Annotated in this window: 22 protein-coding genes and 1 pseudogene; 10 read left to right on the top strand and 13 right to left on the bottom strand. The window is 65.5% G+C overall.

The window, feature by feature from the left end:
* Nucleotides 1-67 precede the first annotated feature (67 nt).
* Entirely contained in the window at nt 68-274 is a 207-nt protein-coding gene (locus MRY80_RS04490) for a DUF1508 domain-containing protein (RefSeq protein ID WP_293289602.1), read from the bottom strand.
* Nucleotides 263-436, bottom strand: a pseudogene (locus tag MRY80_RS04495) (DUF1508 domain-containing protein); the annotation flags it as partial. The pseudogene MRY80_RS04495 and the gene MRY80_RS04490, both read right to left, overlap by 12 nt.
* A gap of 291 nt (nt 437-727) precedes the next feature.
* On the opposite strand from MRY80_RS04495, the gene MRY80_RS04500 reads away from it, so the two are divergent.
* Complete coding sequence (locus MRY80_RS04500; protein ID WP_293288471.1) at nt 728-1,138, top strand: c-type cytochrome; 411 nt, start codon at nt 728-730, stop codon at nt 1,136-1,138.
* Nucleotides 1,139-1,165: 27 nt separating this feature from the next.
* Here the strand turns inward: MRY80_RS04500 and MRY80_RS04505 are convergent, their stop codons facing one another.
* Nucleotides 1,166-2,137 carry a putative zinc-binding metallopeptidase gene (locus tag MRY80_RS04505; RefSeq protein ID WP_293288473.1) on the bottom strand — a complete coding sequence of 324 codons (972 nt, stop codon included), beginning with the start codon at nt 2,135-2,137 and terminating at the stop codon, nt 1,166-1,168.
* 173 nt (nt 2,138-2,310) lie between these two features.
* Here MRY80_RS04505 and MRY80_RS04510 point away from each other — a divergent pair, with 173 nt between their 5' ends.
* A complete protein-coding gene (locus MRY80_RS04510) occupies nt 2,311-3,129 on the top strand; it encodes an HAD-IIB family hydrolase (protein WP_293288475.1) in 819 nt (272 codons plus the stop codon).
* Nucleotides 3,130-3,131: 2 nt separating this feature from the next.
* Nucleotides 3,132-4,352, top strand: a complete 1,221-nt coding sequence (locus MRY80_RS04515; RefSeq protein ID WP_293288477.1) for a glycosyl transferase — start codon at nt 3,132-3,134, stop codon at nt 4,350-4,352.
* 33 nt (nt 4,353-4,385) lie between these two features.
* Here the strand turns inward: MRY80_RS04515 and MRY80_RS04520 are convergent, their stop codons facing one another.
* The gene (locus tag MRY80_RS04520) at nt 4,386-4,991 is read right to left on the bottom strand and encodes a DUF4274 domain-containing protein (RefSeq protein ID WP_293288479.1); all 606 of its coding nucleotides are present in this window, start codon (nt 4,989-4,991) and stop codon (nt 4,386-4,388) included.
* Nucleotides 4,992-5,076: 85 nt separating this feature from the next.
* Nucleotides 5,077-6,828: a sugar phosphorylase gene (locus MRY80_RS04525; RefSeq protein WP_293288481.1), complete on the bottom strand. Its 1,752-nt coding sequence runs from the start codon at nt 6,826-6,828 to the stop codon at nt 5,077-5,079.
* 249 nt (nt 6,829-7,077) lie between these two features.
* On the opposite strand from MRY80_RS04525, the gene MRY80_RS04530 reads away from it, so the two are divergent.
* Entirely contained in the window at nt 7,078-8,232 is a 1,155-nt protein-coding gene (locus MRY80_RS04530) for an ATP-dependent 6-phosphofructokinase (protein WP_293288483.1), read from the top strand.
* Nucleotides 8,233-8,307: 75 nt separating this feature from the next.
* Here MRY80_RS04530 and MRY80_RS04535 read toward each other — a convergent pair whose 3' ends face one another.
* Nucleotides 8,308-8,805: an anthrone oxygenase family protein gene (locus tag MRY80_RS04535; protein ID WP_293288485.1), complete on the bottom strand. Its 498-nt coding sequence runs from the start codon at nt 8,803-8,805 to the stop codon at nt 8,308-8,310.
* 26 nt (nt 8,806-8,831) lie between these two features.
* A complete protein-coding gene (locus MRY80_RS04540; protein ID WP_293288487.1) occupies nt 8,832-9,461 on the bottom strand; it encodes an SDR family oxidoreductase in 630 nt (209 codons plus the stop codon).
* A 77-nt stretch (nt 9,462-9,538) separates the two neighbouring features.
* On the opposite strand from MRY80_RS04540, the gene MRY80_RS04545 reads away from it, so the two are divergent.
* Nucleotides 9,539-10,129, top strand: coding sequence for a TetR/AcrR family transcriptional regulator (locus MRY80_RS04545; RefSeq protein WP_293288489.1), 591 nt, complete (start codon nt 9,539-9,541; stop codon nt 10,127-10,129).
* 12 nt (nt 10,130-10,141) lie between these two features.
* Here the strand turns inward: MRY80_RS04545 and MRY80_RS04550 are convergent, their stop codons facing one another.
* The 5 genes from MRY80_RS04550 to MRY80_RS04570 all read right to left on the bottom strand — a co-directional run bounded on the left by MRY80_RS04550 (nt 10,142) and on the right by MRY80_RS04570 (nt 17,094).
* Nucleotides 10,142-11,467 (bottom strand): Mur ligase family protein, encoded by a 1,326-nt coding sequence (locus MRY80_RS04550; protein WP_293288491.1) that lies wholly within the window; start codon nt 11,465-11,467, stop codon nt 10,142-10,144.
* 71 nt (nt 11,468-11,538) lie between these two features.
* Nucleotides 11,539-13,449 carry an adenylate/guanylate cyclase domain-containing protein gene (locus MRY80_RS04555; protein WP_293288493.1) on the bottom strand — a complete coding sequence of 637 codons (1,911 nt, stop codon included), beginning with the start codon at nt 13,447-13,449 and terminating at the stop codon, nt 11,539-11,541.
* Nucleotides 13,450-13,496: 47 nt separating this feature from the next.
* Nucleotides 13,497-14,327, bottom strand: coding sequence for a FecR domain-containing protein (locus tag MRY80_RS04560; protein WP_293288495.1), 831 nt, complete (start codon nt 14,325-14,327; stop codon nt 13,497-13,499).
* A gap of 10 nt (nt 14,328-14,337) precedes the next feature.
* The gene (locus MRY80_RS04565; protein ID WP_293288497.1) at nt 14,338-15,585 is read right to left on the bottom strand and encodes a tetratricopeptide repeat protein; all 1,248 of its coding nucleotides are present in this window, start codon (nt 15,583-15,585) and stop codon (nt 14,338-14,340) included.
* Between the two features lie 306 nt (nt 15,586-15,891).
* Entirely contained in the window at nt 15,892-17,094 is a 1,203-nt protein-coding gene (locus MRY80_RS04570) for a pyridoxal phosphate-dependent aminotransferase (protein ID WP_293288499.1), read from the bottom strand.
* Nucleotides 17,095-17,276: 182 nt separating this feature from the next.
* Between MRY80_RS04570 and MRY80_RS04575 the strand changes: the two genes are divergently transcribed.
* From MRY80_RS04575 to MRY80_RS04595, 5 genes are all read left to right on the top strand, one after another.
* Entirely contained in the window at nt 17,277-18,110 is an 834-nt protein-coding gene (locus tag MRY80_RS04575; protein WP_293288501.1) for an EAL domain-containing protein, read from the top strand.
* A gap of 26 nt (nt 18,111-18,136) precedes the next feature.
* Nucleotides 18,137-18,766 carry a glutathione S-transferase family protein gene (locus tag MRY80_RS04580; RefSeq protein WP_293288503.1) on the top strand — a complete coding sequence of 210 codons (630 nt, stop codon included), beginning with the start codon at nt 18,137-18,139 and terminating at the stop codon, nt 18,764-18,766.
* Nucleotides 18,767-18,927: 161 nt separating this feature from the next.
* On the top strand, nt 18,928-19,464 hold the full coding sequence (locus MRY80_RS04585; RefSeq protein ID WP_293288505.1) for a hypothetical protein: 537 nt from the start codon (nt 18,928-18,930) through the stop codon (nt 19,462-19,464).
* Between the two features lie 45 nt (nt 19,465-19,509).
* On the top strand, nt 19,510-20,646 hold the full coding sequence (locus MRY80_RS04590; protein WP_346433380.1) for a PQQ-dependent sugar dehydrogenase: 1,137 nt from the start codon (nt 19,510-19,512) through the stop codon (nt 20,644-20,646).
* Nucleotides 20,647-20,675: 29 nt separating this feature from the next.
* A complete protein-coding gene (locus MRY80_RS04595) occupies nt 20,676-21,176 on the top strand; it encodes a DUF1499 domain-containing protein (RefSeq protein ID WP_293288507.1) in 501 nt (166 codons plus the stop codon).
* A 19-nt stretch (nt 21,177-21,195) separates the two neighbouring features.
* Here MRY80_RS04595 and MRY80_RS04600 read toward each other — a convergent pair whose 3' ends face one another.
* Nucleotides 21,196-22,281, bottom strand: a complete 1,086-nt coding sequence (locus tag MRY80_RS04600) for a DUF1176 domain-containing protein (RefSeq protein ID WP_293288509.1) — start codon at nt 22,279-22,281, stop codon at nt 21,196-21,198.
* Nucleotides 22,282-22,348: the final 67 nt, after the last annotated feature.

Here is a 22,348-nt window from a genome sequence, read left to right on the forward strand (position 1 = left end):
GAGCGCATCTCGGCTCGACCGGGCTGCGACTTCGACGCCTGTCGCGGGACAGGCGTCGAAGAGCGTGTCAGCTCTCGTCTTCGGTGTCCGCGTCCGGGCCGTTCTTGCCGACGCTTTCCGCGCAGCCGATCGCGTTGCGCTTGTCGGTGTAGGTTTCCGAACGCACCATCGTCTCGCCATTGGACGCGACGAAGCGGTTGAAGAACTGGCCGTCCTTGGAGCCAGCGATTTCCCAACGGTACCCGGACCCTTCCTCGCCCTTCGTCAGATCCACGATCGGCGCGCCCGGCGCGTTCTTCTTCAGTGAATCGATGCAGTTCTGCGCGCTTGCCTTGGCCTTGTAGCTTTCCGACCAGACCATGATTTCCGAGTTGTAGAGAAACTGGACGCCGAACTGGCCGTCCTTGCGCGCAACAATCTTGAACTTGTGGGGCATGGTTATTCCTCTCCGAGTCGCTTTACGGCAGCTTACGGGTGTTACGCCGCTGTTCACAAGCCATACCCGCGTCAAACCGCCTGCCGGCCGGCAGATTCCTGGCCTGTCGGATGCCTTGAGCTCTCGGCGCGGACGATTCGCGGCACCGGACCTGCCCTAGCGTCACACTCCATTGACCCCTGTCAACAACGCCTCCCCGCCCGCAGGCTAATCTGGCTTCGCGATGCGCCTGAGGTCGGGACGCAAGTCGCGTCGGCCGCCGGCTTCATCGACACGTGGAGGAGTGAGACAATGAACAAGAAAACGACACTTGCCCTGATCGCGATTTCGGCATTTGCCCTTCCGGGAACGGCCGCCGCTCAAATGACGGCCGGTGAAATCGAATTCCAGCAGGCCTGCGCCGCCTGTCATGGCCAGAGCGGACATGGCGACGGGCCAGTGGCCGCCTATATGAGCGTTCCCGTGCCTGACCTGACGAAGGTTTCGGCGCGCCGGGACGGTGTCTTCCCCTATCAGGAACTCATGGACATGATCGACGGCCGCAACGCCGAACGGCAGCCCGGCCCGCATGGCACGGGAATGCCCGTCTGGGGCGACCGCTTCATGCTGGACAGCGGCCACCCCAACCCGGTCGAAAACGAGATCAACACGCTTGGCCGCATCTCGTCTCTGGTCAATTACATCTACGCCATCCAGGAATAGGCGTTCATGCGGGGCGCCGTCCGGATCTCACGGGCGGCGTCTGCTCCATGCGTTGACGAAGGCCAGCTTCTCGCGAATGACCGGCGTCAGCACGAAGGGATAGATGTCCTGGATCCCCATCGAACGGTTGACGTGGTTGAGCGCAAGGCCCAGTCCGGCGCCCGCCGTGATGAGCCGCTCGCCGTCCGGGTCGCGATAGGCTTCGTAGTCCGGTGACGGCAGGTCCGCAGATCGCAGCCCCGCGGCGACGAAACTGTCGGTCAGGTCGGTCAGATGCAGCAGATGGGCGAAACTCTCCGCCCAGTCCTCATGCGGATGGCTCGACGCGTAGGGCGTGACGTGGCGCTGGTTCCAGTCGGGTGGCGCGCCGTCGCGATAATGGATTTCCAGCGCCTCGCCGTAATCAGCCCGCTCATCGCCGAACAGGGCGCGAAACCGGTCGGTGAACCCTTCCTGCGGGCTCAGCCGTTCGAAAAAGAAGAAATGGCCGAGTTCGTGTCGGTAATGGCCGATCATCGTGCGCAGCCTTTCGCCGAGCGCCGTGCGCCGTTGCGTTCGCTCGGCGTCGTCGGCCTCCGTGACGTTGATGGTCACGACACCCTCGGCATGGCCCATCGTCACGGGAACGGAGCCTGCCGCGGTCTCCTCGGCCAGAAGATGGAACACCGGGCGGGGGCCGTCATCGCTCGACGTGAACCAGCCGAGCCGCATGAGATTGGCCAGCACCCAGCGCTTGGCGCGCTCGCTCGCCGCCCACAGGTCCCGGTTGTCGCCGTGGAACGTGTCGGGAATGACCGCCGTCATCTCGCAGGAGCGGCACAGCCCGCCGGGCGTCGCGGCCTGCCAGTTGCAGCCCACCTGCTGACGGTTGCCGCAGGCATCGGCCAGCGGCAGCATCCGGTCGTTTTCCGGATCGTAGCTTAGCTCCATGCCGCAAAGGCATGCCAGGCTTTCGAAAGGGAGCGGCGTGCCGCAACCCGGACAATGATGCACTTTCATCCATCGTCTCCCTTGAACGACAAGCGGACGGACCGCCGATCCGGCCCGCGCACGAGACACAAGTCGCGAAGCGATCCGCGGTTCCCGGCGCCTGCGACTTCTTTCGATCGCGGCGCTCCAGTCTCGACCGTCAAAACGCTTTGCGCAACGCGCATGGCCGGTTAGACAGGGGCATGACGAAGGCATCCCCGCTCATCGTTTTCTCCGATCTCGACGGAACCCTGCTCGACCATGCAACCTATGCGTGGGACGCCGCCAGACCGGCACTGGATGCCCTACGCGAACGCGACATTCCGCTGATCCTCGCCAGTTCCAAGACGGCCGCCGAGATGGGGGGCCTGCGCGCAGAGATGGGTTTCGCGCACTGCCCGGCCATTGTCGAAAACGGCGCCGGCCTGCTCGAACCGGAGGGCGCCGGCGCTTCCGGCGATGACGGTTCGGACCATCAACGGTTGATCGCAGCGCTCGACAGCCTGCCGGCCGACTTGCGCACGCACTATTCCGGCTTCTCAGACTGGGGCGTCGACGAAGTTGCCGCCCGCACCGGCCTGCCGCGCGACGCGGCCGCCAAGGCGGCCGAACGGCGCTTCTCCGAACCCGGCCTCTGGTCGGGCGACGAGGGCGGACGCCGCAAATTCGAGGCCCTGCTCGCCGAAAAGGGTGTCACGGCGCGCCAGGGAGGCCGTTATCTCACCCTCTCCTTCGGCGCCACCAAGGCCTCGCGCATGGCCGAGATTGCCGAGCGCTACGGCGGCGGCGACCTTTTGCCGCGGCTGGTCGCGCTGGGCGACGCGCCCAACGACATCGAGATGCTGGAAGCCGCCGATCTCGGCATTGTCGTCGCCAATCCCCAAGGCGCGGCGCTGCCGGAACTGGCCGGCGAGGCCGAGGGGCGCATTCGGCGCACCTCGAAACCGGGCCCCGACGGTTGGAACGAATCCGTTCTGCGGATATTGGAAGAGATAGCGCGCGACGGCGAGAACAGGACCTGACAATGGCGGACTTCCACCAGAACGGCCATGTGGCCACGCTTCACAATCTGCGCGCCAGCGGGCCCGACACGCTCGAGCGAGAACTGGAAGTCCTGTCGGCCCAGCGCCGCACGACGCTGATCCTGCCCTCGCTCTATTCCGAGCTGGAAGGGCCGGCGCTCGCCAACATCGTCGAGCAGCTGTCCGCCGCGCGTTTCATCAATCACGTCGTCATCGGCCTCGACCGCGCCAACGAGCAGGAATACCGCCATGCGCGCGAATTCTTCTCGGTCCTGCCGCAGGAACACTCGATCCTCTGGAACGACGGCCCGCGCCTGCAGGCGATCGACGCGCGGCTGAAGGAGCACGGCCTGTCGCCGAAGGAGCCCGGCAAGGGCCGCAATGTCTGGTTCTGCATCGGCTACACGCTCGCGCGGCGCGATTCCGAGGTCGTGGCGCTGCACGATTGCGACATCGTCACCTATTCGCGAGACATGCTGGCGCGGCTGGTCTACCCGGTCGCCAATCCGTCCTTCTCCTACACTTTCTGCAAGGGCTACTACGCGCGCTACGCCGACGGGAAGATGAACGGTCGCGTCAACCGCCTGCTCGTCACGCCCCTGCTCCTCGCTCTGTCGAAGACCATCGGACACCGCGACTACCTGACCTATCTGGCCGCCTTCCGCTATCCGCTCGCCGGCGAATTCGCGATGCGCACGGCCATCCTGCCGGACATGCGAATTCCCTCGGATTGGGGCCTGGAGATCGGCGTCCTCTCGGAGGTCTGGCGCAACCTGTCGACCCGTCTCGTCTGCCAGGTCGAGGTCGCCGACGCCTATGACCACAAGCACCAGCCCCTGTCGGAGGAGGACCCGCACCAGGGCCTGTCGCGCATGTCGATCGACATCTGCAAGGCGGTCTACCGCAAGCTCGCCACCGACGGCACCGTCTTCAGCCAGGAGACGTTCCGCACCATCAAGGCGACCTATTACCGCGAGGCGCTGGATCTGGTCGAAGCCTATTACAACGACGCCCGCATGAACGGCCTCTTCATCGACCGCCACGCCGAGGAGCGCGCCATCGAGCTCTTCGCCTCCAACATCGTCGAGGCGGGCCAGACCTTCCTCGACAATCCGATGGAAACGCCCTTCATCCCCAACTGGAGCCGCGTCCAGTCCGCCGACCCCGACCTGATGCACGACCTCGCCATGGCCGTGAAGGCCGACGAAGCCGACTTTCGCTGACGCCCGATCGGGGAGACTCGACAGCGGCGGGGCTCAGCCGGTCAGACCGTTTCGCGCGCGCCAGAGGTCGTAGCGGATATGGACGACCGCGCCCTCGTCGATATCGTACTCCGACTGCGCGCGGCGCCCTCCGAACGGGTTGGCCGCCCAGCCCGGAAGCGACCATGGCGGCGGAAATCCCAGCGCCATCAACTCGTCCATGGCCTGCTTGTGCATGCGGCGGTGGACGATAAGGTCCTCCGGCGTGAAGCCCGGCGTTTCCGGTGGCGGGAATGCGATCTGACGCCGGGTGTAGAAACCGGCGTTCAATCTCCCGACGATGGCTCTCAGCAGCTCGAACCTTCGCACGTACCCGCTGCGCGGGTCGAAGCCCTCCTGCTTCGTCCGCTCGGGAATGTAGACATTGCGTATCGAATCGCTCGGCGCGCCCATCCAGAAGATCGTCAAAGCGGTCGACAGTTCGCAGTCCGGCTGCGCCGTGACCCATTCCAGCGTCTCATGGTCGCCGTCATGGGACGTGGCGACGGTCGCCAGGTGCCATTCCTCCGGCGTCTGCCGTTTCAGCCAGGTCAGCATGTCGCCGGTCTGAACGAGACCGTCCTTCCACCAGCGATTAAAGTCTTCCTGATCGTCCACCATGCCGCATCCCCCCGTCCTCCAAGCGGAAGCCGGAAGGGTAGCAGCAGGGTGTTAGAATTCCCTGAATGCGAGCAATTCCCGGGCCCTACCACCCGCGGTTGCTGATCCACCGGCACTGATAGGGCGCGAAGGTGATCTCGCCGCGCGACGGGTCGATCGCCTCCCCGCTCAGGAGATCCTTCCAGGGCGAACCCGTGATCAGGTTGATCGACACCACGGGGATCGTGATCTCTTCCTTGGTGACGTTGTGGATCGCGAAGATCGACTGGTCGCGGTCGAGGCTCTGGCGCCAGAAGCCGAACAGCTTCTCGCCCAGATGCAGGGTGAACTGCGTCGCGTTCGGGTGGAACGCGGGCTGGCGGGCGCGAATGCGAATGCGCGCCTTCATGGCGTCGAGCACACGCTTGTGGATGCTGGAGGGATTGTCCATCACCTCGCGCAATTCCGGGTAGTCCCACCGCCGGCGGTTGATCGTGCGGTTCTGGCCGGTCCGCTCGACACCGGCATAGTCGTTGCCCGTGCCGGTCAGAGAATTGATGTAGAAGGCCGGGATGCCCTCCAGCGCCATCTGGATGGTCTGGCTGGCGATGAAGCGTTCGAACTGCCAGTCGTCCGGTCCGTCGTCGGCCGTGCCCTTCATCGCGTCGATGAAGGTGATGTTGAGTTCGTAGGGCTTCTGCGTGCCGTCCGGCATGGCGCGCATGTTCACGAGCCCGCCGAAGGACCGCACGGTGTCGATCACCCGACCGATCTCCGTTTCATCGAGCAGCCCTTCGGCCGGGCGCATGCCGATCCCGTCATGCGAGGCGGTGAAGTTGAGATAGGCGCAGCCCAGCTGTGCCGGCGGCATCCCCATCTGCCAGGCGCTCAGATAGCGCGACGTGCCAGTGAGCATCGCGTGCAGCAACAGCGGCGGCAGCGAGAAATTGTAGATCGCATGGGCCTCGTTGCGATTGCCGAAATAGGAAAGGTTCTCGGCATTCGGCACATTCGTCTCGGTCAGGAGAACGACGCGCTCTTCGCAATAATCGGCGAGCAGCCGCATCAGCCGCACGATCGCATGCGTTTCACGCAGATGGATGCAGCTCGTCCCGATTTCCTTCCAGATGAAGGCCACCGCATCGAGGCGGATGATGCGCACGCCGTTGGCGATGTGCAGCCGCATGATGCGGATCATGTCGATCAGCACGTCGGGATTGGCGTAGTTCAGGTCGATCTGGTCATAGGAGAAGGTGCACCAGACGTGCCGCGTGCCATTCGGCGTCTCAACTTCGCGCAACAGCGGATGGGCGCGCGGGCGGACCACATCGGTCAGATCGTCCTTGGGCGAGGCTTCAAAGAAGTATTTGTCGTAAGGCTCATGACCCTGCAGATACTCGTTGAACCACTTCGACTGGCTCGACATGTGGTTCAGGACGAGATCGGACATCAGCCGGAACTCGTCGCCGATGCGGTTGATGTCGGCCCAGTCGCCCAGCCGCGAATTGACCTTCTCGTAATCCGTGACCGAGAACCCGTCGTCGGAGGTGAAGGGGAAGAACGGCAGGATGTGCACGCCCGTGACCGCGTCGGCCAGGTAGTGCTTCAGGAAATCGTAGAGCAGGTCGAGCGGCTTGTGCTGGCCGTCGATGACCGCATTGCCATAGGCGATGACGACGGAATCCTTCTCTGACCACAGCGTGTTGCCCGGCGGGCGGGCGCGCTGCCGCGGCTGGAGACCGTCCGGCCAGAAGACCTCGAGAATCCGTCGCGACAGATGCGCGGCGTCCCCCTCCGGATAGATTTCCTTGACGAGACCAAGCAGTTTGGAGCGAAGCTGGGAGTTAACCGCAATCATGACCACTGTGAAATCTTGGCGTTGCGCTGCACAAAAAACAATCGTGCCCCGATTTTGGGCTTGTTGGCAAGGGTCATCTCGCGCTCACGCGCCAGTTCGCCGTTTTGATGCCGGGCGAAGCAGCGGTGACGGTCATTTCGGCACTACAAATCGATTTAAACGGACCGAAACTTGCACTAAGATGGTGGTCAGAACGCAACACGGCGGAGGCGCATCGGCAATTCCCCGGCAAGCAAAGTGGAGGACGACATGCATCTGGGCATCCTGACCGGCGGCGGCGACGTGCCGGGACTGAACTCCGCCATCAAGGCGGTGGTCAACGAGGCCTTCGCGCGCGGCTGGAGCGTCACCGGCTTCCGACGCGGCTGGGCCGGCCCGGTGGAGACCGACCCGCTCGACCTGGAAGCGACCGCGCAATTCCGCCAGGAACTGACGCCGGCTTCCGTGCGCTCGATCAACCGGTCCGGCGGCACGGTGCTGCATTCCTCGCGCACCCGCCCGTCACGCATCAAGGAGGCGAACCTGCCGCCGCATGTGAAGAAGAAGTCGCCGCATGCCGACGCCGGTTATGTCGATGCGACCGAGCATGTGCTGGCCGTCCTCGAAGCGCTGAAGATCGACGTGCTGATCGCCATCGGCGGCGACGACACCCTCTCCTACGCCGCCGAATTGCACGAGCGCGGCGCGCCGACCATGTGCATTCCCAAGACGATGGACAACGACGTCTTCGGCACGGATTACTGCATCGGCTTTTCCACCTGCGTCACCCGCTCCGTCGAGATGATCGCCAATCTGCGCACCCCGGCGGGCAGCCATGAGCGCTTCCTGATCGTCGAGATGTTCGGCCGCAATTGCGGCATGACCGCGCTGGCCGCCGGCTACCTCGCCGATGCCGACCGCACGCTGATCGCCGAGGTTCCCTTCGAACTGGAACGCCTGGCCGAACTGATGACCGCCGACCGTCGGGCCAACCCGTCCAACTACGCCGTCTGCGTCGTGTCCGAGGGCGCCATGGTCGCCGGCGAGCGCATCATCGAGAAGGGCGAGGCGGACGCTTATGGCCACAAGAAACTCGGCGGCATCGGCGAGCGCGTCGGCGTCGGCCTGAAGGAACTCACCGGCACGAACATGATGATCCAGAATCTGGGTTATCTGCTGCGGTCCGGTCCTCCGGACGCGGTCGATCTGATCGTGGCGAAGAATTTCGGCACCATGGCGGTCCAGCTGATCGCCGACGGCCACACTGGCCTGATGATGTCGATCCGCGACGGCCATTACGCGACCCAGCCCGCCAACATCTCCACCCAGGGCGAGCATCGCGTCAACATCGGCGGCGTGTATGACGTGGAGAACTACCGGCCCAAGATCACGCGGGTCGAAGGCACGACCATGTATCTGCGCTGACGGCAGCTTCGAGAAAAAAGGGCGCCTCTCCGCAACCGGACAGGCGCCCTTTTCGTATCGTCTCGCGGCATGCCGTCATGCGGTCTGCCCCAGCAGCATCGCGCCGGCGAGATAGCACGCGGCGGCTGCGATCGAGGCGATCGTGCGCACATGGTTCCACCACGTCCAGTTCCGCAGGTAGTGCTGCCAGTATCCCTGCGCCGACGCCTGCGTCAGGCCGAGCACGTCGAGCCGCTTGTTCATCGGCACGTTTCCGGCCGCCGTCACCACGAACACGCCCACGAGGTAGAGGGCCGCGCCCGACAGCAGCCACACGCGCACCGAACCGGTTGCAAGGGCCGTCGCGGCGACCGCGATCACCAGCGAAACCGGCACCATGCCCAAGAGCAGCACCATGAAGACCGAGCGATAGACCTTGCGATTGATCTCCTGCATGGCCTCCATGCCGGACATGGGTGCCGACGCTGCGAGCGAGCGCATGACGAAGTCCGAAAACGTCAGGAAGACGCCGCCGACAAGGCCCGCGGCGACCGCCGCCATGGCCAGCCCCCAGGGAATGATCTGTTCAAACATGATTGTTCCTTTCTCGCCTCTCGGGTTCAGTTCGAAATGCCGACGGCACGGCGCAGATAGGTCGCCTCGCTGAGCTGGCGGGCGAGAAAGGCGGCCACGTCGGCGCGGGCGATCTTGAGCCTCAGTTTGCGCAGCTCCGGCCCGAAATTCTCCTTGAAGCCGCCCGTCGCCGGCTGGTCGGTGAAGGCGCTCGGCCGCACGATCGTCCAGTCGAGCCCGCTCGCCCGCACCAGTTGCTCCTGCAATTCGTGATCGCGGAAGACCGGCCGCAGCAGCGCGCCGAACATGATCCGCTTCCAGAAGAAGTCGAGATTGCCCCAGCTTTCATGCGCGCCGAGCGTCGACTGGCAGATCAGGCGGCGCACGCCATGCGACTGCATCGCCTGGATCACGTTCAGCGTGCCCTGCGAGCGGATCCGGCTGCTGCGCGAGGCCCCCGCCCCGATCGTGATGACGGCCGCGTCGTGCCCGTTCACCGCTTCGCTCACGGACGCCGGGTCGAAGGCGTCGCCGGCAAACAGCGTCAGCTGCGGATGATCGATCGCGATCTTCGCCGGATGGCGGGCGAAGGCTGTCACCGAGTGACCCTCCTCCAGCATGCGCTCGACGGCAAGCCTGCCGACCGATCCCGTGGCTCCGAAAACAATGACCTTCATGATGCTTTTCCTCTCTGATTACGTCACTTGACACCATGTCAAGTTGACACCACGTCAAGTAGGGGTTACTTGACACCATGTCAAGCGAAAAATCCGACACACGAACCCGCATCCTCGAAACCGCCTGGAAGCTGCTCGAAGCCGGAGACGGCGGCGAGGTGCGAATGGCCGACATCGCGAAAGCGGTCGGCATCAGCCGCCAGGCGCTCTATCTCCACTTCCCCAAGCGGGCCGACCTGCTGGTCGCGACGACGAAATACCTGGACGAGGTGAAGCAGGTGGACGATCGGCTGGTGGCCAGCCGGACCGCCACCAGCGGCGTCGAAAGGCTGGATGCCTTCATCGAGGCCTGGGGCAATTACATTCCCGAGATCCACGGCGTCGCCAAGGCACTCATCGCGATGCAGGAGACCGACGACGAAGCGCGGCTGGCATGGGCCGGGCGCACGCAGGCGGTGCGCGAGGGCTGCGAAGCCGCGGTCGCGGCTCTCGCGCGCGACGGCATGCTCGCCCCCAGATGGTCACCGGACCAGGCGACCGACCTGCTGTGGACGCTTCTATCGGTGGGAAACTGGGAACAATTGACGCGCGACTGCGGCTGGTCGCAGGCTGACTATGTCGACACGCTCAGGTCGCTCGCCCGCGGGGCGCTCGTTCGGGAGGCTTGAGCCCGAAGCGCTTCAGTCGTCCGCGTCGCGGTCCGCCATGCACGGCACCAGGCGACGAAAGCGCCGCGCGCGTTCCCTCTTCTTCAAAATGGCGCGATGCTCCTCGTAAGGGTGGGCGTACAGGCCGCAGCGGATGCAGCCCTGCTCTATGCCGCATCGCTCCGCCCAGCACCGCACCTCCGTCTGGAACGCCAGCGCCACGCGTTCGAGATGCAGGTTCTGGGAACTCTTCAGCAGAACGACCTCGCCCTCCACCGCCGTTGCGCGCAGATGCTCATAGACCTCGCGCGCATTGACCGCCTCGATGATGCGCCCCTGCGAGACGTCGTCCTCGCTCGCCCTGTGCTTGTGTGCATTGTCGCCGACGAAGATGACCTGATCGGCGACGGCGCGTGCCGCGGCGTAGGCGGCGCGATATTTCGAGTTGGGATTGCCCGCATAGTCGGACATCTGCCCGAAGACGATCCGCTTGCGCGGCGCGTCCATGCTCCCGACAGTCCGCATCGGCAATTCGATCGTCTCCCACGGCGCCTTCGCCGTATCGACGACGAACACCGGCCCGCCTTCGGACGTCATCACCGCGCATCGCCCGTGCAGCGGCTCGAAGTCTGCGATCGCCTCTTCGATCGCCTCCGCGGACATCCCCCGTTCCGTGGCGACGGCGAACGCGGCCACGACGGAAAGCCAGAAATGCTCGCCGACGAATTTCGCCTTCAATCGTCGGGTGCCGCCCCGCCAGGCGACGTCCACCGTGAGCATGCCCGGAAAATGCTGCTCGACATGCGTCACGCGATAATCCGCGTCCTTCTCCCGGCCGAAGGTGACGACGCGCGCCGGGCTGCGCTCCGCCATGCCCATCACCTGCGCGTCGTCGGCGTTCAACAGGACGAAGCCGTCCGGCCGGGTTGCCTCGACAAGCCGGCCCTTCTCCAGGGCGACGGCCTCCCTGCTCCGGAAGGACGAGTAATGCTCGATGCCGACGAGCGTGACGATGGAGATGTCCGGCCGGGTGACGTCCGACAGCGGCCCCATGTCGCCCCGTCTGGCGACGCCGAGTTCCAGCACGGCATAGGCGTCGTCGGAGCGTGTCGCGAGAACCGCTTTCGCCACGTTGAGCAGCGAATTGCGAAACAGTTGCGTCCTGACCTTGCCTTGCCGGCGCAGCACATGCGCCAAAAGGGCGGTCGTGGTCGACTTCGCCGAACTCCCCGTAATGGCGATGAAACACCCATTCTTGCGCGGTCGCGCCCGCACGGCACGCGCGCGCAGGACCGCCAGCCCGAACCTGCGGCGAGCCGGCCGGGTCCGGGTCCGCATGCGCTTGAGAATCGCAAACACCGAAATGTCGATCTCCCCATCTGCGACATCTGATACTGCGCCATTCTGGCCAAATCCGGATCGCCGCCGTATCAGGAGGCCAGCATCACCGTCGGCGTATGCACCCTGCAGGGCTCGCTGACGCCGCGCAGCTCCACTTCGCCCAGATCTGTCAGGTCATGTTTGGTCAAGGAGGCCGCGTAGGGCCCGATCAGCATCTTCTGGCCCATCTTCTTGGTCTCGCCCTCCAGCCGGGCGGTCATGTTGATGGTCGGTCCGATCGCCGTGTAATCGACGCGCTGTTCGGTGCCCATGTTGCCGACCGAACAAACGCCCGCCTCGATCGCGGCGATGCACTCGATTGAGGGAAGGTCCTGCATGTTCAATTGCGGATTGGCCGCCGCGACGCCGGCGATGATCGCCTGCGCGCATTCGATCGCCCGATCAGTGTGATCCGGCACCTCCAGCGGCGCGTTCCAGAACGCCAGCACCGCGTCGCCCATGAACTTGTCGATCGTGCCGTTGCGCGCAAAAATTTCCCGGCTGGCGATGCCGAGGAAATGGTTGACCACCTTCACCGCCCGGTCGGCCCCCAATTCGCCGGACATGGACGTGAAACCGCGCATGTCGACCAGCATCGCCGTGATCTCGCGGTCCTCGACCTTCAGCGCGGCCGCCGTGTCGGTCTCGGCGAGATGCTTCACCACGTCCGGCGAGAGGAACTGCGAGAACTGCTTCTGCAGGACGCCGCGTCGGCGCTCGGCCTCGCGATACAGCATGTAACCGCCGGCCGCGCCCAATACGAGCAGCCCCGCCGCCGGCTGCACGCCGTCGAGCAGCACGTCTCGCCCCGCATAAGCGACCGCGCCGATGGCGAGCGGCGCGAGGATCACCGGCGCCGACAACAGGCCCGCATAGAGCGGCCGCCTGGAGAAGGCGACAAGGATGATCAGCAGAAGGACGCCGCCGCCCAGGAACATGCTGCGCTCCAGCCAGCGCGCCCGCGGCGCTTCGAAGAGGTAGCGGTTGTTGAGCATCTGCGCGAGCAGGATCGCGTGGATGTCGGCGCCGAGACGGTGTCCGCCGCGCGCCGTCAGGTGGTATTGATCGACGCCGGCCACATCGACGGCAAGCAGCACCACCCGCCCGGCGAGGTCTTCGCTCGGGCCCTCGTCGAGAAGGTCGCGCGCCGACACATGCGGCACCAGGATGGAGGTGTCGACAATCCGGATGCGCCCGTCTTCGCCCAGGGGCACGGTCACGCCGCCAACCCGTACGGCGTCGCTGGAAAGCCCTTCGAGGCGCAAGGTGAAACTCGCCTCCCCCTGCGCCACGCGCAGCAGGTCGAGCGTCATGGTCGGCCAGAGCCTGACCGCGCCGTCGCTTTGCGCCTCCGCCCAGATCAGCGGCACCTTGCGGATCGTGCCGTCCGCGTCCGGCAGGGTGCGCACGATCCCGAGACCGGCCGCGGCCTCGGCGAAAAGCGGCAAGGGACCGATCCCGCCATCCACGGACGCCGCCGCGTCGGGATCGAGGCCGACCACGGTCCAGCCCGCCTTGTCAGGCACGTCCAGCGGCCCGGCATGGGGATCGAGCGACATGGCAAGCACGCTCGGCGCCCGCACCAGAGCGTCGGCCAGCGCGGCGTCGCTCGCATCCCCGTCCGATCCGCCTTGCGGTTCCGCAAAGAAAAGGTCGAGCGCCACGCCCGCAACGCCGCTGTCGGTGATCGCGTCCACCACCGCCGCGACCTGTTCGCGCGGCCAGGGCCAGCGGCCATATTTCGCAAGGCTCGCCTCGTCGATCGTCACCACCGCGATCTGGCTGAAATCCAGAGGGATCGGCGAGACAGACTGATAGACGTCGTAGGTTTTCTCGCGCAGCGAGGCGAATGTGCCGCTCAGCGCGACGTGCAGGGCGACCAACACGGCAGCCAGAGCGCCGAAGAGCAAGACCAGGCCTCTCGCGCCTGCGAGACTGCGGCGGACTTTCTCCCCGTTCATGCGCGGTTCGTCTCGTCCCTGCTAGCTGTTAGCTGTAGCCCGTCACATCAATATGTCGGGCCGATATATCCGCCGATATCTTCCTCGAAATCGGGGCAATACGGACCTTCGATGAGGTAACATTCGACCGATCCGCCCGACGGCCCGCCCGACAGCGGATCGTTTCCGCCATTGCCGAAGCCGAGCCTCGGAAGCGAACCATTGTCCGATCCGCAGGCCTCCGAGGCGCTGGCGCTGGCGCAATGCGCCTCGTCATAGCCGCGACCGGCATCGCCGCCGCCCGGGCCGCTCGGGGTCACCATGTGTCCGTTGTTGTTGGTCAGCCGGCGGATATCCAGCGTGTTGCCGTCGGCGATGCAGGTCATGCCCGGATTGGTCACCGTGCGCGTCTTGCCGCCCACCTCACACTTCATGATGCCGCCGCGCAGCGTTCCGTAAGTCTTGTCCGACTCGACCTTGAGATCGACCACGCCGCCACGCACCACCAGCACGATGTGCGGCGTGCGGATTTCGGCGCGGCCGCGCTTGGAAATCTGGCCGCCATAGATGCGCGACAAGCCGCTGGTCTGTCCCAGCCGCACCGTGCCGCTGCGCCGGCCCGGGTCATAGACGAACTCGTCGATCGTCAGCACGGCGTTCGGCCCCATGCGCGCCGTCGACTCGTCCTCGAAGACGATGACGCCCGCGCCCGTCGCATTGGCGACGAGCTGGTCGCCGAGCGAGATGCCGCTCCCCTCGCCCACGCGCACGCCGCCGCGCGAAACCTGGGATTTCTCCAGCGTCATGCGTCCCACTTCCTGCGCCGAAGCGCTGAAGGACGCCGTTGCAACCGCGGCGACGAGCAATCCTGCCGCAATACCCTTGATCGATGCAGACATGGTGACGCCCTCAGTTGAACTGGTAGGTGAACGCGGCGTGAAGTCCCCAATAGTCCTGGGAACGGTCGAACACCGTCCAGGTATCGGTGATCTCCTCCTGGCCGTATTTGGCGCCGAAGGTGATCTCGCTGTCAGGCGACGTCTGGACGGTGTGGTTCCAGTAGATCTCCCAAGCCTCGCGATCGACCATGTCCGCGATATAGGACGGATACGCGATATTCGCCGAGAGGCTCGCATAGTCGAGGATACGCTCCTCGGTGTAGCTGCCGCCAAAACGGTGGGTCCAGCTGCGGCCGTCCTCGAACACGTAGAGCAGATGCGAGATCGCGCCGCCGACCTCGTAGCCATGACCCTCGAAATCGTAGTTCGGCGGGGTGTCGTAATCCATGCGCTTCGGAGAAACGCCCCAGTCGTAATAGCCGGACGCATAGGCGCCAAGCGCCACGCCCGGCGCAACCCGGTACTCCCCCGACGCCCCGTAACGCACCCGATGGTCGGTGTAATACTGGTCGGAATCGCCCAGCCATCCATAGCCGGCGAATACCCGCACCTGGCTCTCGACGCTTGGCTGGACGTATATTTCCGTCATGGCGCCGTAGTCGCGGATCGTGCGCTCGCTGCCATAGGCCTGGAAGGAGGCGTAGGCCGTGGTGTCGATGCGCAGCGTGTCGATCAGATCCGGCAGACCCTTGGAATAGGTGGCGTAGGCGCGGCCGCGATACATGTCGAACGACGTGATGTCGTCGTCGAAATTGATGTCGGCAAGTCCGCGCGAATACTTGATCGTGCCGCCGATGCGAATGTCGTCGTTCGACGCGGTGTCGAGATCGCGGATCACCACGCCGTCGGCGATGAAGAACGGCGATGTGAGATCGTAGTCCTGGTCGGGGATCGTCGGAACCGACTCGGTCACGGCGCGGTAGCCGACGCCGGCGGTGAAGGTCAGCCGATACTCGTACCCGCCTTCCGCGCGGTCGATCTTGGCCTTCAGTTCCTCGATTTCCTTTTCGAAGGCTTCCCAGCCGGCCGTAAGCAGCGCCTGTTCGATATGCGCGGCGGCAAGGCCGTAGGCCGAAATCTGGTAGTAGATCCGCGCCAGCGCGATGCGCGCACCAATGTCGGACGGATTGCGCAGGATGATCTCTTCGAGAGTCGAGAGCGCCTGGTCATACTGGCCCTCGTTGACGGCGGCGATCACGAAGTCGTCCATCGCGGACCGGCTTCCGATGTCGGAGACCCGGCGGTCGAACGCGTCCATATACGACGTATCGCCCGCCACTGCCGGCGCGCACAGCGTTGACACCGCCACGCACGCAAGAACAGAGCGAAACACCCACGGATTTCTATTGCCGTGTGCCATGCGCCAAAGGCCCCTCAGATTGTCCATGCCCCGATCTTTTAATAGACGGTAAAAACGACGAGCGACCAGTGCAAATTGGCAACAGAACCGCCGTTGGGTCACTTTTTTGCAAAAAAAGAGAAGACCGGACGGAATTTCTCCGCCCGGCCCTGCAAGATTTGACGGGTTGCAGCTAAGGCAACCGTAGTGACGAGGGTCGAAACCTCAGCGGCAGTCGGCGCAGAAGCGCTGAATACGCCGGCATGATTCTTCCAGCAGTTCTTCCGACGTCGCATAGGAAATGCGGAAGTTCGGCCCGAGCCCGAACGGTTCGCCATGCACCGCAGCGACGCCCTCCTTCTCCAGCAGTTCCGTGACGAAGTCCTGGTCGGTCTCGATCACCTTGCCCGTCGGTGCAGTCTTGCCGATCACGCCGGCAACCGACGGATAGACGTAGAAGGCGCCCTCCGGCGTCGGGCACTTGATGCCCTGCGCCTGGTTCAGCATCGAGACGACGAGATCGCGGCGGCCCTGGAAGATCGCCTTGTTCTTCTGGATGAAGTCCTGCGGCCCGTTCAGCGCCTCCACCGAGGCCCACTGAGCGATCGAGCAGGCGCCCGAGGTCTGTTGGCTCTGGATCATGTCCATCGCCTTGATGATCTCCATCGGGCCGGCGGCGTAGCCGATGCGCCAGCCGGTCATCGCATAGGCCTTGGACACGCCGTTCATCGTCAGCGTGCGGTCCTTCAGCCCCGGCTCGACCTGAACCGGCGTCACGAACTCGAAATCGTCATAGACAAGGTGTTCGTACATGTCGTCGGTCAGCAGCCAGACATGCGGATGGCGCATCAGCACGTCGGTGATCGCCTTCATCTCGTTGCGGTCATAGGCCGCGCCGGACGGGTTCGACGGCGAGTTGAAGATCAGCCATTTCGTCTTCGGCGTGATCGCAGCCTCCAGCGCGTCGGCCGTCAGCTTGAAATGGTTCTCCAGCGTCGTCGGCGCAGCCACCGGCGTACCGCCGCACAGAAGCACCATCTCCGGATAGGACACCCAGAACGGCGCCGGGATCACGACTTCGTCGCCCGGGTTCATCGTCGCCATCAGCGCGTTGAACAGGATCTGCTTGCCGCCGGTGCCGACGATCGTCTGCGTCCAGTCGTAGTCGAGGTCGTTCTCGCGCTTGAACTTGGCCGCGATCGCCTTGCGCAGTTCGGGAATGCCGGAGACGGGCGTGTATTTGGTCTCGCCGCGATTGATCGCTTCGATGGCCGCTTTCTTGATGTTGTCCGGCGTGTCGAAATCGGGCTCGCCCGCGCCGAGGCTGATCACGTCGCGGCCCTGAGCCTTGAGTTCCCGAGCCTTCTGCGCCACGGCGATGGTGGCGGAAGGTTTCACACGGGAAAGGGTGTCGGCGAGGAAGGCCATTTTCAAGTCTCCTGAAGTGTTTCGCCGCCCGCTCCCGGACGGCGCATCGCTATCTGCGCCATTGACGGCGGATGCGCAAGCATTGCAGTGCACATGGGAACGCGGTAACCCTGCATTAACCATGTTTTCATCGGTTCCGGCGTAATTTTCGGTCCAGCCGGGACATTTTGGGGGAGGTCCGCGTGACGCAGGCGCCGGACATGCGCATGGAAAGAGACGATGACGGCGCCTGGATTGCCATCCTGGGCGACTTCGTTCTGCGCACCGCCTTCCAGCCGATCTTCCGCTTCGACCAGGGCCACCTCGCCCCGATCGCCTGCGAGGCGCTGCTGCGCGTCAGCCGCGACGGGCATCCGGTGCTCACCGAGGCCTTCTTCGCCATGCTCGACGCGCCGTCCTTCATCGCGATCGAACCCGAGCTGCGCCGCATGCACATCCGCAACGCGTCGTTCATCCCGTCGTCGCAGCGCCGGCTGTTCCTCAATCTCGATCCGCGCCTGGCCGAGACCCCGACGCGCCTGCACCAGGCGCTGGCAAGCCTTGCCGACGAACTGCGCGCCGCGCGCATCCCGCCGGCCGACATCGTCTGCGAATTCACCGAGGTGGAAACTGCCTGCGAGGCGACGCTCCCGCATTTCGCCCACGAATTGCGCGCCCGCGGCTTCGTGATCGCCATCGACGATTACGGCGACCGCGCCTCGCGCCCCGAGCGGGTGGAAGCGCTCGCGCCCGACATCGTCAAGTTCGACGGTCGGCTGGTGAAGCGCCTGCTGGCGACGCCGGCCGGCATCGGCACGCTACGGCTGATGGCGTCGCGCTTCGCGTCGGACGGCATCCATTGCGTGCTCGAGGGGCTGGAGACGATGCGCGACATCGAGCGCGCCGAGACCACCGGCGCCCAGATGCTGCAGGGCTACGCCCTCGCCGAGCCTCGTGTCGCCGGTCCGGATTTCGGCGCCTGGATCGCCCGCTTCGAGCCGCAACCCGCCCAACGCCGCGCCGAAACCGTCGGCTGACACATCGCAACCCGGATCCAATATCCATGCTGACGCTCTATTCCATGCCGAGTTCCGGCAACTCCTACAAGGTGCGCCTGCTGCTCGCGCTGCTTGGCCTCGCCTACGAGCACAAAGACGCCGAATATGGCAGCGGCGTCACCGACACGCCGGAGTTCCGCGCCCTCAACCCGGCCGGCAAGGTGCCGCTGCTGGTGCTCGAAGACGGCCGGCTCCTGGCGGAATCCAACGCGATCCTGCTCTATCTCGCCCGCGGCACGCGCTTCCTGCCCGACGACGCCTATGAGCAGGCGCTGTGCCATCAATGGATGTTCTTCGAACAGAACAGCCACGAGACCACCGTCGCCGTGCGCGCGGCGATCCGCAACTATCCGCAGCGCGCCCATCTGCGCACGCCCGAAGTGCTTGACCCGCTGCTCGAAAGCGGCCACCGCGCGCTGTCGGTGATGGAAGCCCAACTGCAGAAGACGCCGTTCCTGACCCGCGACGCGATCACCGTCGCCGACATCGCGCTTTACGGCTACACCCACTCGGCCGGCACCAAGGGCGGCTTCGAAATGGACCGCTTCCCGGCCGTCAACGCCTGGCTTGCCCGCATCGCCGCGGAGCCCGGCCATGTGCCGCTGTCCTTCGTGCCCGGGGCGCCGGCCGCGTAAGGGTCTCGTTAACCGCCTTCTTGAAATCGCCACAGAATTTCCCGGCAACCGCCGTTTTGTGTCCGCGAACCAGCCCGAATCGCCGGTGATTGTTCGATGAAGCGCCTGAAAAGCGCTGGTATCGACCAAACACTTTGCGACGCGCCGAAAGGATGAGCGACATGTTCACGGCTCCCAGACACCTCCGCGCCAGAAACAGGAACGCCGCCGCCGGATCGACCGCAACGCTGATCGCGGTTCTGTTGCTCGCCAATCTCGTCGCCATTGCCGGTCTCGGCGCGTCGGCCCATGCACAGGGCTTTCCCGACGCCATGCATTACGCGCCGCTGAGCTGGGAGAAGAAGGCCCCCGTGCCGCTCTCAAGGCCGCAGACGAACGCCGCCCCGCAAGCCGAGGTCGTCCCGCCCGTCGAACCGGTCGAGCGCGGTGCGATCGCGCCGCTCGCCTCCGAGGCGCAGGCCGCCGAAGCCGCCGCCCGTCAGGCCGTCGCCCGCGAGGCAGCAGCCCGCGACGTCGTCTCCCGTGAGCAGGCCGCGCCGACCACCGCTTCGATCGCGAAAGCAGGCCACACCCACCGGATGCTGCTGATCGCTCTGATGAGCATCGCGCTTGCCACCATGGCCGGCGTCAGCGCCTTCATGTTCCGCAGCCTCGCCCGCGAAATCGCCGCGACCGAACGCAAGCGCGGACACTTCTGAGGCCGTTCCCTTGGCAGGCGCGTCCGGCGGCATAGATAAAGTGCCATGATGACGAAACCTCTCCTGCCGAGCCTCCTCGCCCTTGCCGCCGTCGCGATGCCCGCGGCGGCGCAGTCCGTGACTGAGAAGACCGAAACCGCCGACATCGTCGCGACGGTCGTCGCCGACACCCTGTCCCACCCCTGGGGCATGGACATCCTGCCCGACGGCGCGCTGCTGGTCACCGAAAGGGCCGGCGCCCTGCGCATCCTGCGCGACGGCGTCGCCTCCGCGCCCCTCCCCGGCCTGCCCGAGGTCGCCACGGCCGGTCAGGGCGGCCTTCTCGACGTGGCCATCGCCCCCGATTTCGCGGAAACGGGCGAGATCTACTTCACCTTCTCGGAACCCGGCGACGGCGGTGCGGGCACCGCGCTCGGCCGCGCTGTGCTGGAAGACTGGGACGGCGATGAACCGCGCCTCGCGGAAACGCAGACCGTCTTCTCCATGGCGCGCAAGACCGATGTCGGCCGGCATTTCGGCTCACGCATCGTCTTCGCGCCGGACGGCACCGTCTTCCTGACCACCGGCGACCGCGGCCAGTCCGAACGCGCCCAGGACGCCTCCGATCACGCCGGCGCCGTTCTGCGCGTCAACCGCGACGGCTCCGCGCCCGCCGACAATCCGTTTGCCGGCCAGGCGGGTGCCGCGCCGGAAATCTGGTCGAAGGGCCATCGCAACATCCAGGGTGCGGCGCTCGATCCCGCGACCGGCCTGATCTGGACGGTCGAACACGGCGCCCGCGGCGGCGACGAGATCAACCAGCCGGAAGCCGGCCTCAACTATGGCTGGCCCGTCATCTCCTATGGCCGCCACTATTCCGGCGCGCAGATCGGCGCCGGCACGTCGGCCCCCGGCTACGAGCAGCCGCGCCACTACTGGGATCCCTCCATCGCGCCCTCCGGCCTTGCGGTTTATTCCGGCGACATGTTCCCGGAATGGCAGGGCGACCTTCTGGTCGGCGCGCTCAAATACCAGTTGCTCGTTCGGCTCGACCGCGACGAAACCGGCGCGATCACCGGAGAAGAGCGCATGCTGCAAGGCAAGTTCGGCCGCATCCGCGACGTGACCGTCGCCCCCGACGGTTCGCTCTACTTGCTGACCGACGAGGACCCCGGCGCGGTCATCCACGTCACGCGCCAGTAATCATCCCCCTCAACGAGATGAGAACGCTCATGCTTGCCGTGCTTGTTGCCATCGTGGCGGTCATTGCGGTCGCCGTCGCGGCCTTCTTCCTCTACGGCCGTGAACAGACATGGGCGCTGATCGCCGGAAACCCTGATCTCGGCCCGTTCGAACGCACCGCCCCGGCCCGCTCGCCCCGCCCCAACGACGCGCTTCTGTGCACGCAGGGCCTGTGCGACGGCGTCAAGGTCGATGCGCAATTGCCGGACTATGCCGCCTCGCCCGAAGAGTTGATCGCAAGCATCGACGCCGCGATCCGCGACCTCGGCATTCCTGTCCGCCGCGTCGATGACGGCAGCGACCCGACCCGCGCGCGCTACGTCACCTGGTCGCCCCTGATGCGGTTTCCCGACACGAATGCCTTCGAGGCTGTGCCGCTCGACGACGGCCGGACGGGCCTTGTCGCCTATGCCCGCGCGCAACTCGGCTATTCCGACGGCGGCGCCAATCTCAAGCGGCTGCAAGCCGTGACCCTGAATCTAGGCAATTGATCCGGACGCCGAGGGAACGTCAATCCTGAGGCGGCCACAGGCGCGGCCAGTTCTCCGGCCCGCCGGCCGGGTCGCCGTCGCATGTTTCCTTCGCCCGCGCCTCGGTCAGCACGAAGACATGACCTGAGCCGCCCTCTTTCCAGATCCAGCGGTTGAACGTGCCGCAATCGCCGAGCCCACGGCCCTTGAAGAAACCGGTCAGTTGCTGCCGTTCCTGGTCCCAGGAGACGTTCCAGGCGAAGCTGTCCGTCGACGGGCCTTCCCCGGTCATCACCGGCAGGGGCGCCGGCCGGAACCGCGAGCCCGTCCGCTCCCAGAAGGCGAAGGGCTGGTTGTAGGCCCCGCCTGTGCCGCAGGGCAGCCCGATCAGCCAGGAATCGTCGCCGGATCCGGCCTCGAACCCGCCGAGATCGGCGAATCGGCCCGCCTCCGTACCGCGGCACAGCGCGTCGTTGCGGTCGGAGAACTCCGCCCGCAATTGGAACGGGAGATCTTCGATCAGGGCGATGGCGCGCAACATGGAACCCTCGGAGCCGTCCGCATCCCCGCCGGCCTGCAATGCGTCCTCGCGCCCGACGCGCCCCTGCACCTCGTCCATGAAGCTGAGCCCCGCAACGAAGCCGGACAGGGAAAACCGTGACACGGTGTCGAGCCCGCGAGCGCGATAGGAGACGCGCAACTGCCGGCCGGACCTGGCGGCTGCGATCAGCGCCGCGATCTCGGCCTCGCCGTCGAAACTGTATTCATAGACGGCCGCCCGATAGGAGAGATCCGACACGTCGATCACAGACACGACCTGCCCGTCGATGGAGAATTCGACGACCGAGCCTGCCGTCAGCGTCTCGCGCACGCCCAGAACCAGGCGCACCGGCGCGTCCGGCCGTGCCGCGCGCCGGAAGATCACGCTGTAGAGTTCGGACTGCGCATTGTAGGTGAAGACGTCGCAGGTCAGCGCGTCCGTGCAGCTCACCGAAATGTCGCGAATGCGTTTGAACTGGCTGGCGAGCGCGTCACCGGTCGGCGCCACACAGGCCAGGACCAGGGCGAGAACCGGCACGAAAGCCATGTGGAAGGAGGGTCGGCCTCCGCGAAGGAACTGTCGCATCGACATCCTTTTCATCATGCGTTCGATGCGGTGAACCCAATGCACGCCGCCCAGCCGAGATAGGTCC

The sequence above is a fragment of the Oricola sp. genome (genome assembly GCF_022763245.1).
GTDB lineage: Bacteria > Pseudomonadota > Alphaproteobacteria > Rhizobiales > Rhizobiaceae > Oricola.

Coding starts and splice junctions, on each gene's coding strand:
- MRY80_RS04565 (WP_293288497.1), bottom strand. CDS start 15,585: ATGGACGCGTTCGACCGCCGGGTCTCCGACATCGGAAGCCGGTCCGCG.
- MRY80_RS04560 (WP_293288495.1), bottom strand. CDS start 14,327: ATGTCTGCATCGATCAAGGGTATTGCGGCAGGATTGCTCGTCGCCGCG.
- MRY80_RS04500 (WP_293288471.1), top strand. CDS start 728: ATGAACAAGAAAACGACACTTGCCCTGATCGCGATTTCGGCATTTGCC.
- MRY80_RS04525 (WP_293288481.1), bottom strand. CDS start 6,828: ATGATTGCGGTTAACTCCCAGCTTCGCTCCAAACTGCTTGGTCTCGTC.
- MRY80_RS04510 (WP_293288475.1), top strand. CDS start 2,311: ATGACGAAGGCATCCCCGCTCATCGTTTTCTCCGATCTCGACGGAACC.
- MRY80_RS04545 (WP_293288489.1), top strand. CDS start 9,539: ATGTCAAGCGAAAAATCCGACACACGAACCCGCATCCTCGAAACCGCC.
- MRY80_RS04590 (WP_346433380.1), top strand. CDS start 19,510: ATGATGACGAAACCTCTCCTGCCGAGCCTCCTCGCCCTTGCCGCCGTC.
- MRY80_RS04540 (WP_293288487.1), bottom strand. CDS start 9,461: ATGAAGGTCATTGTTTTCGGAGCCACGGGATCGGTCGGCAGGCTTGCC.
- MRY80_RS04600 (WP_293288509.1), bottom strand. CDS start 22,281: ATGCGACAGTTCCTTCGCGGAGGCCGACCCTCCTTCCACATGGCTTTC.
- MRY80_RS04570 (WP_293288499.1), bottom strand. CDS start 17,094: ATGGCCTTCCTCGCCGACACCCTTTCCCGTGTGAAACCTTCCGCCACC.
- MRY80_RS04595 (WP_293288507.1), top strand. CDS start 20,676: ATGCTTGCCGTGCTTGTTGCCATCGTGGCGGTCATTGCGGTCGCCGTC.
- MRY80_RS04535 (WP_293288485.1), bottom strand. CDS start 8,805: ATGTTTGAACAGATCATTCCCTGGGGGCTGGCCATGGCGGCGGTCGCC.
- MRY80_RS04580 (WP_293288503.1), top strand. CDS start 18,137: ATGCTGACGCTCTATTCCATGCCGAGTTCCGGCAACTCCTACAAGGTG.
- MRY80_RS04505 (WP_293288473.1), bottom strand. CDS start 2,137: ATGAAAGTGCATCATTGTCCGGGTTGCGGCACGCCGCTCCCTTTCGAA.
- MRY80_RS04555 (WP_293288493.1), bottom strand. CDS start 13,449: ATGAACGGGGAGAAAGTCCGCCGCAGTCTCGCAGGCGCGAGAGGCCTG.
- MRY80_RS04585 (WP_293288505.1), top strand. CDS start 18,928: ATGTTCACGGCTCCCAGACACCTCCGCGCCAGAAACAGGAACGCCGCC.
- MRY80_RS04515 (WP_293288477.1), top strand. CDS start 3,132: ATGGCGGACTTCCACCAGAACGGCCATGTGGCCACGCTTCACAATCTG.
- MRY80_RS04530 (WP_293288483.1), top strand. CDS start 7,078: ATGCATCTGGGCATCCTGACCGGCGGCGGCGACGTGCCGGGACTGAAC.
- MRY80_RS04520 (WP_293288479.1), bottom strand. CDS start 4,991: ATGGTGGACGATCAGGAAGACTTTAATCGCTGGTGGAAGGACGGTCTC.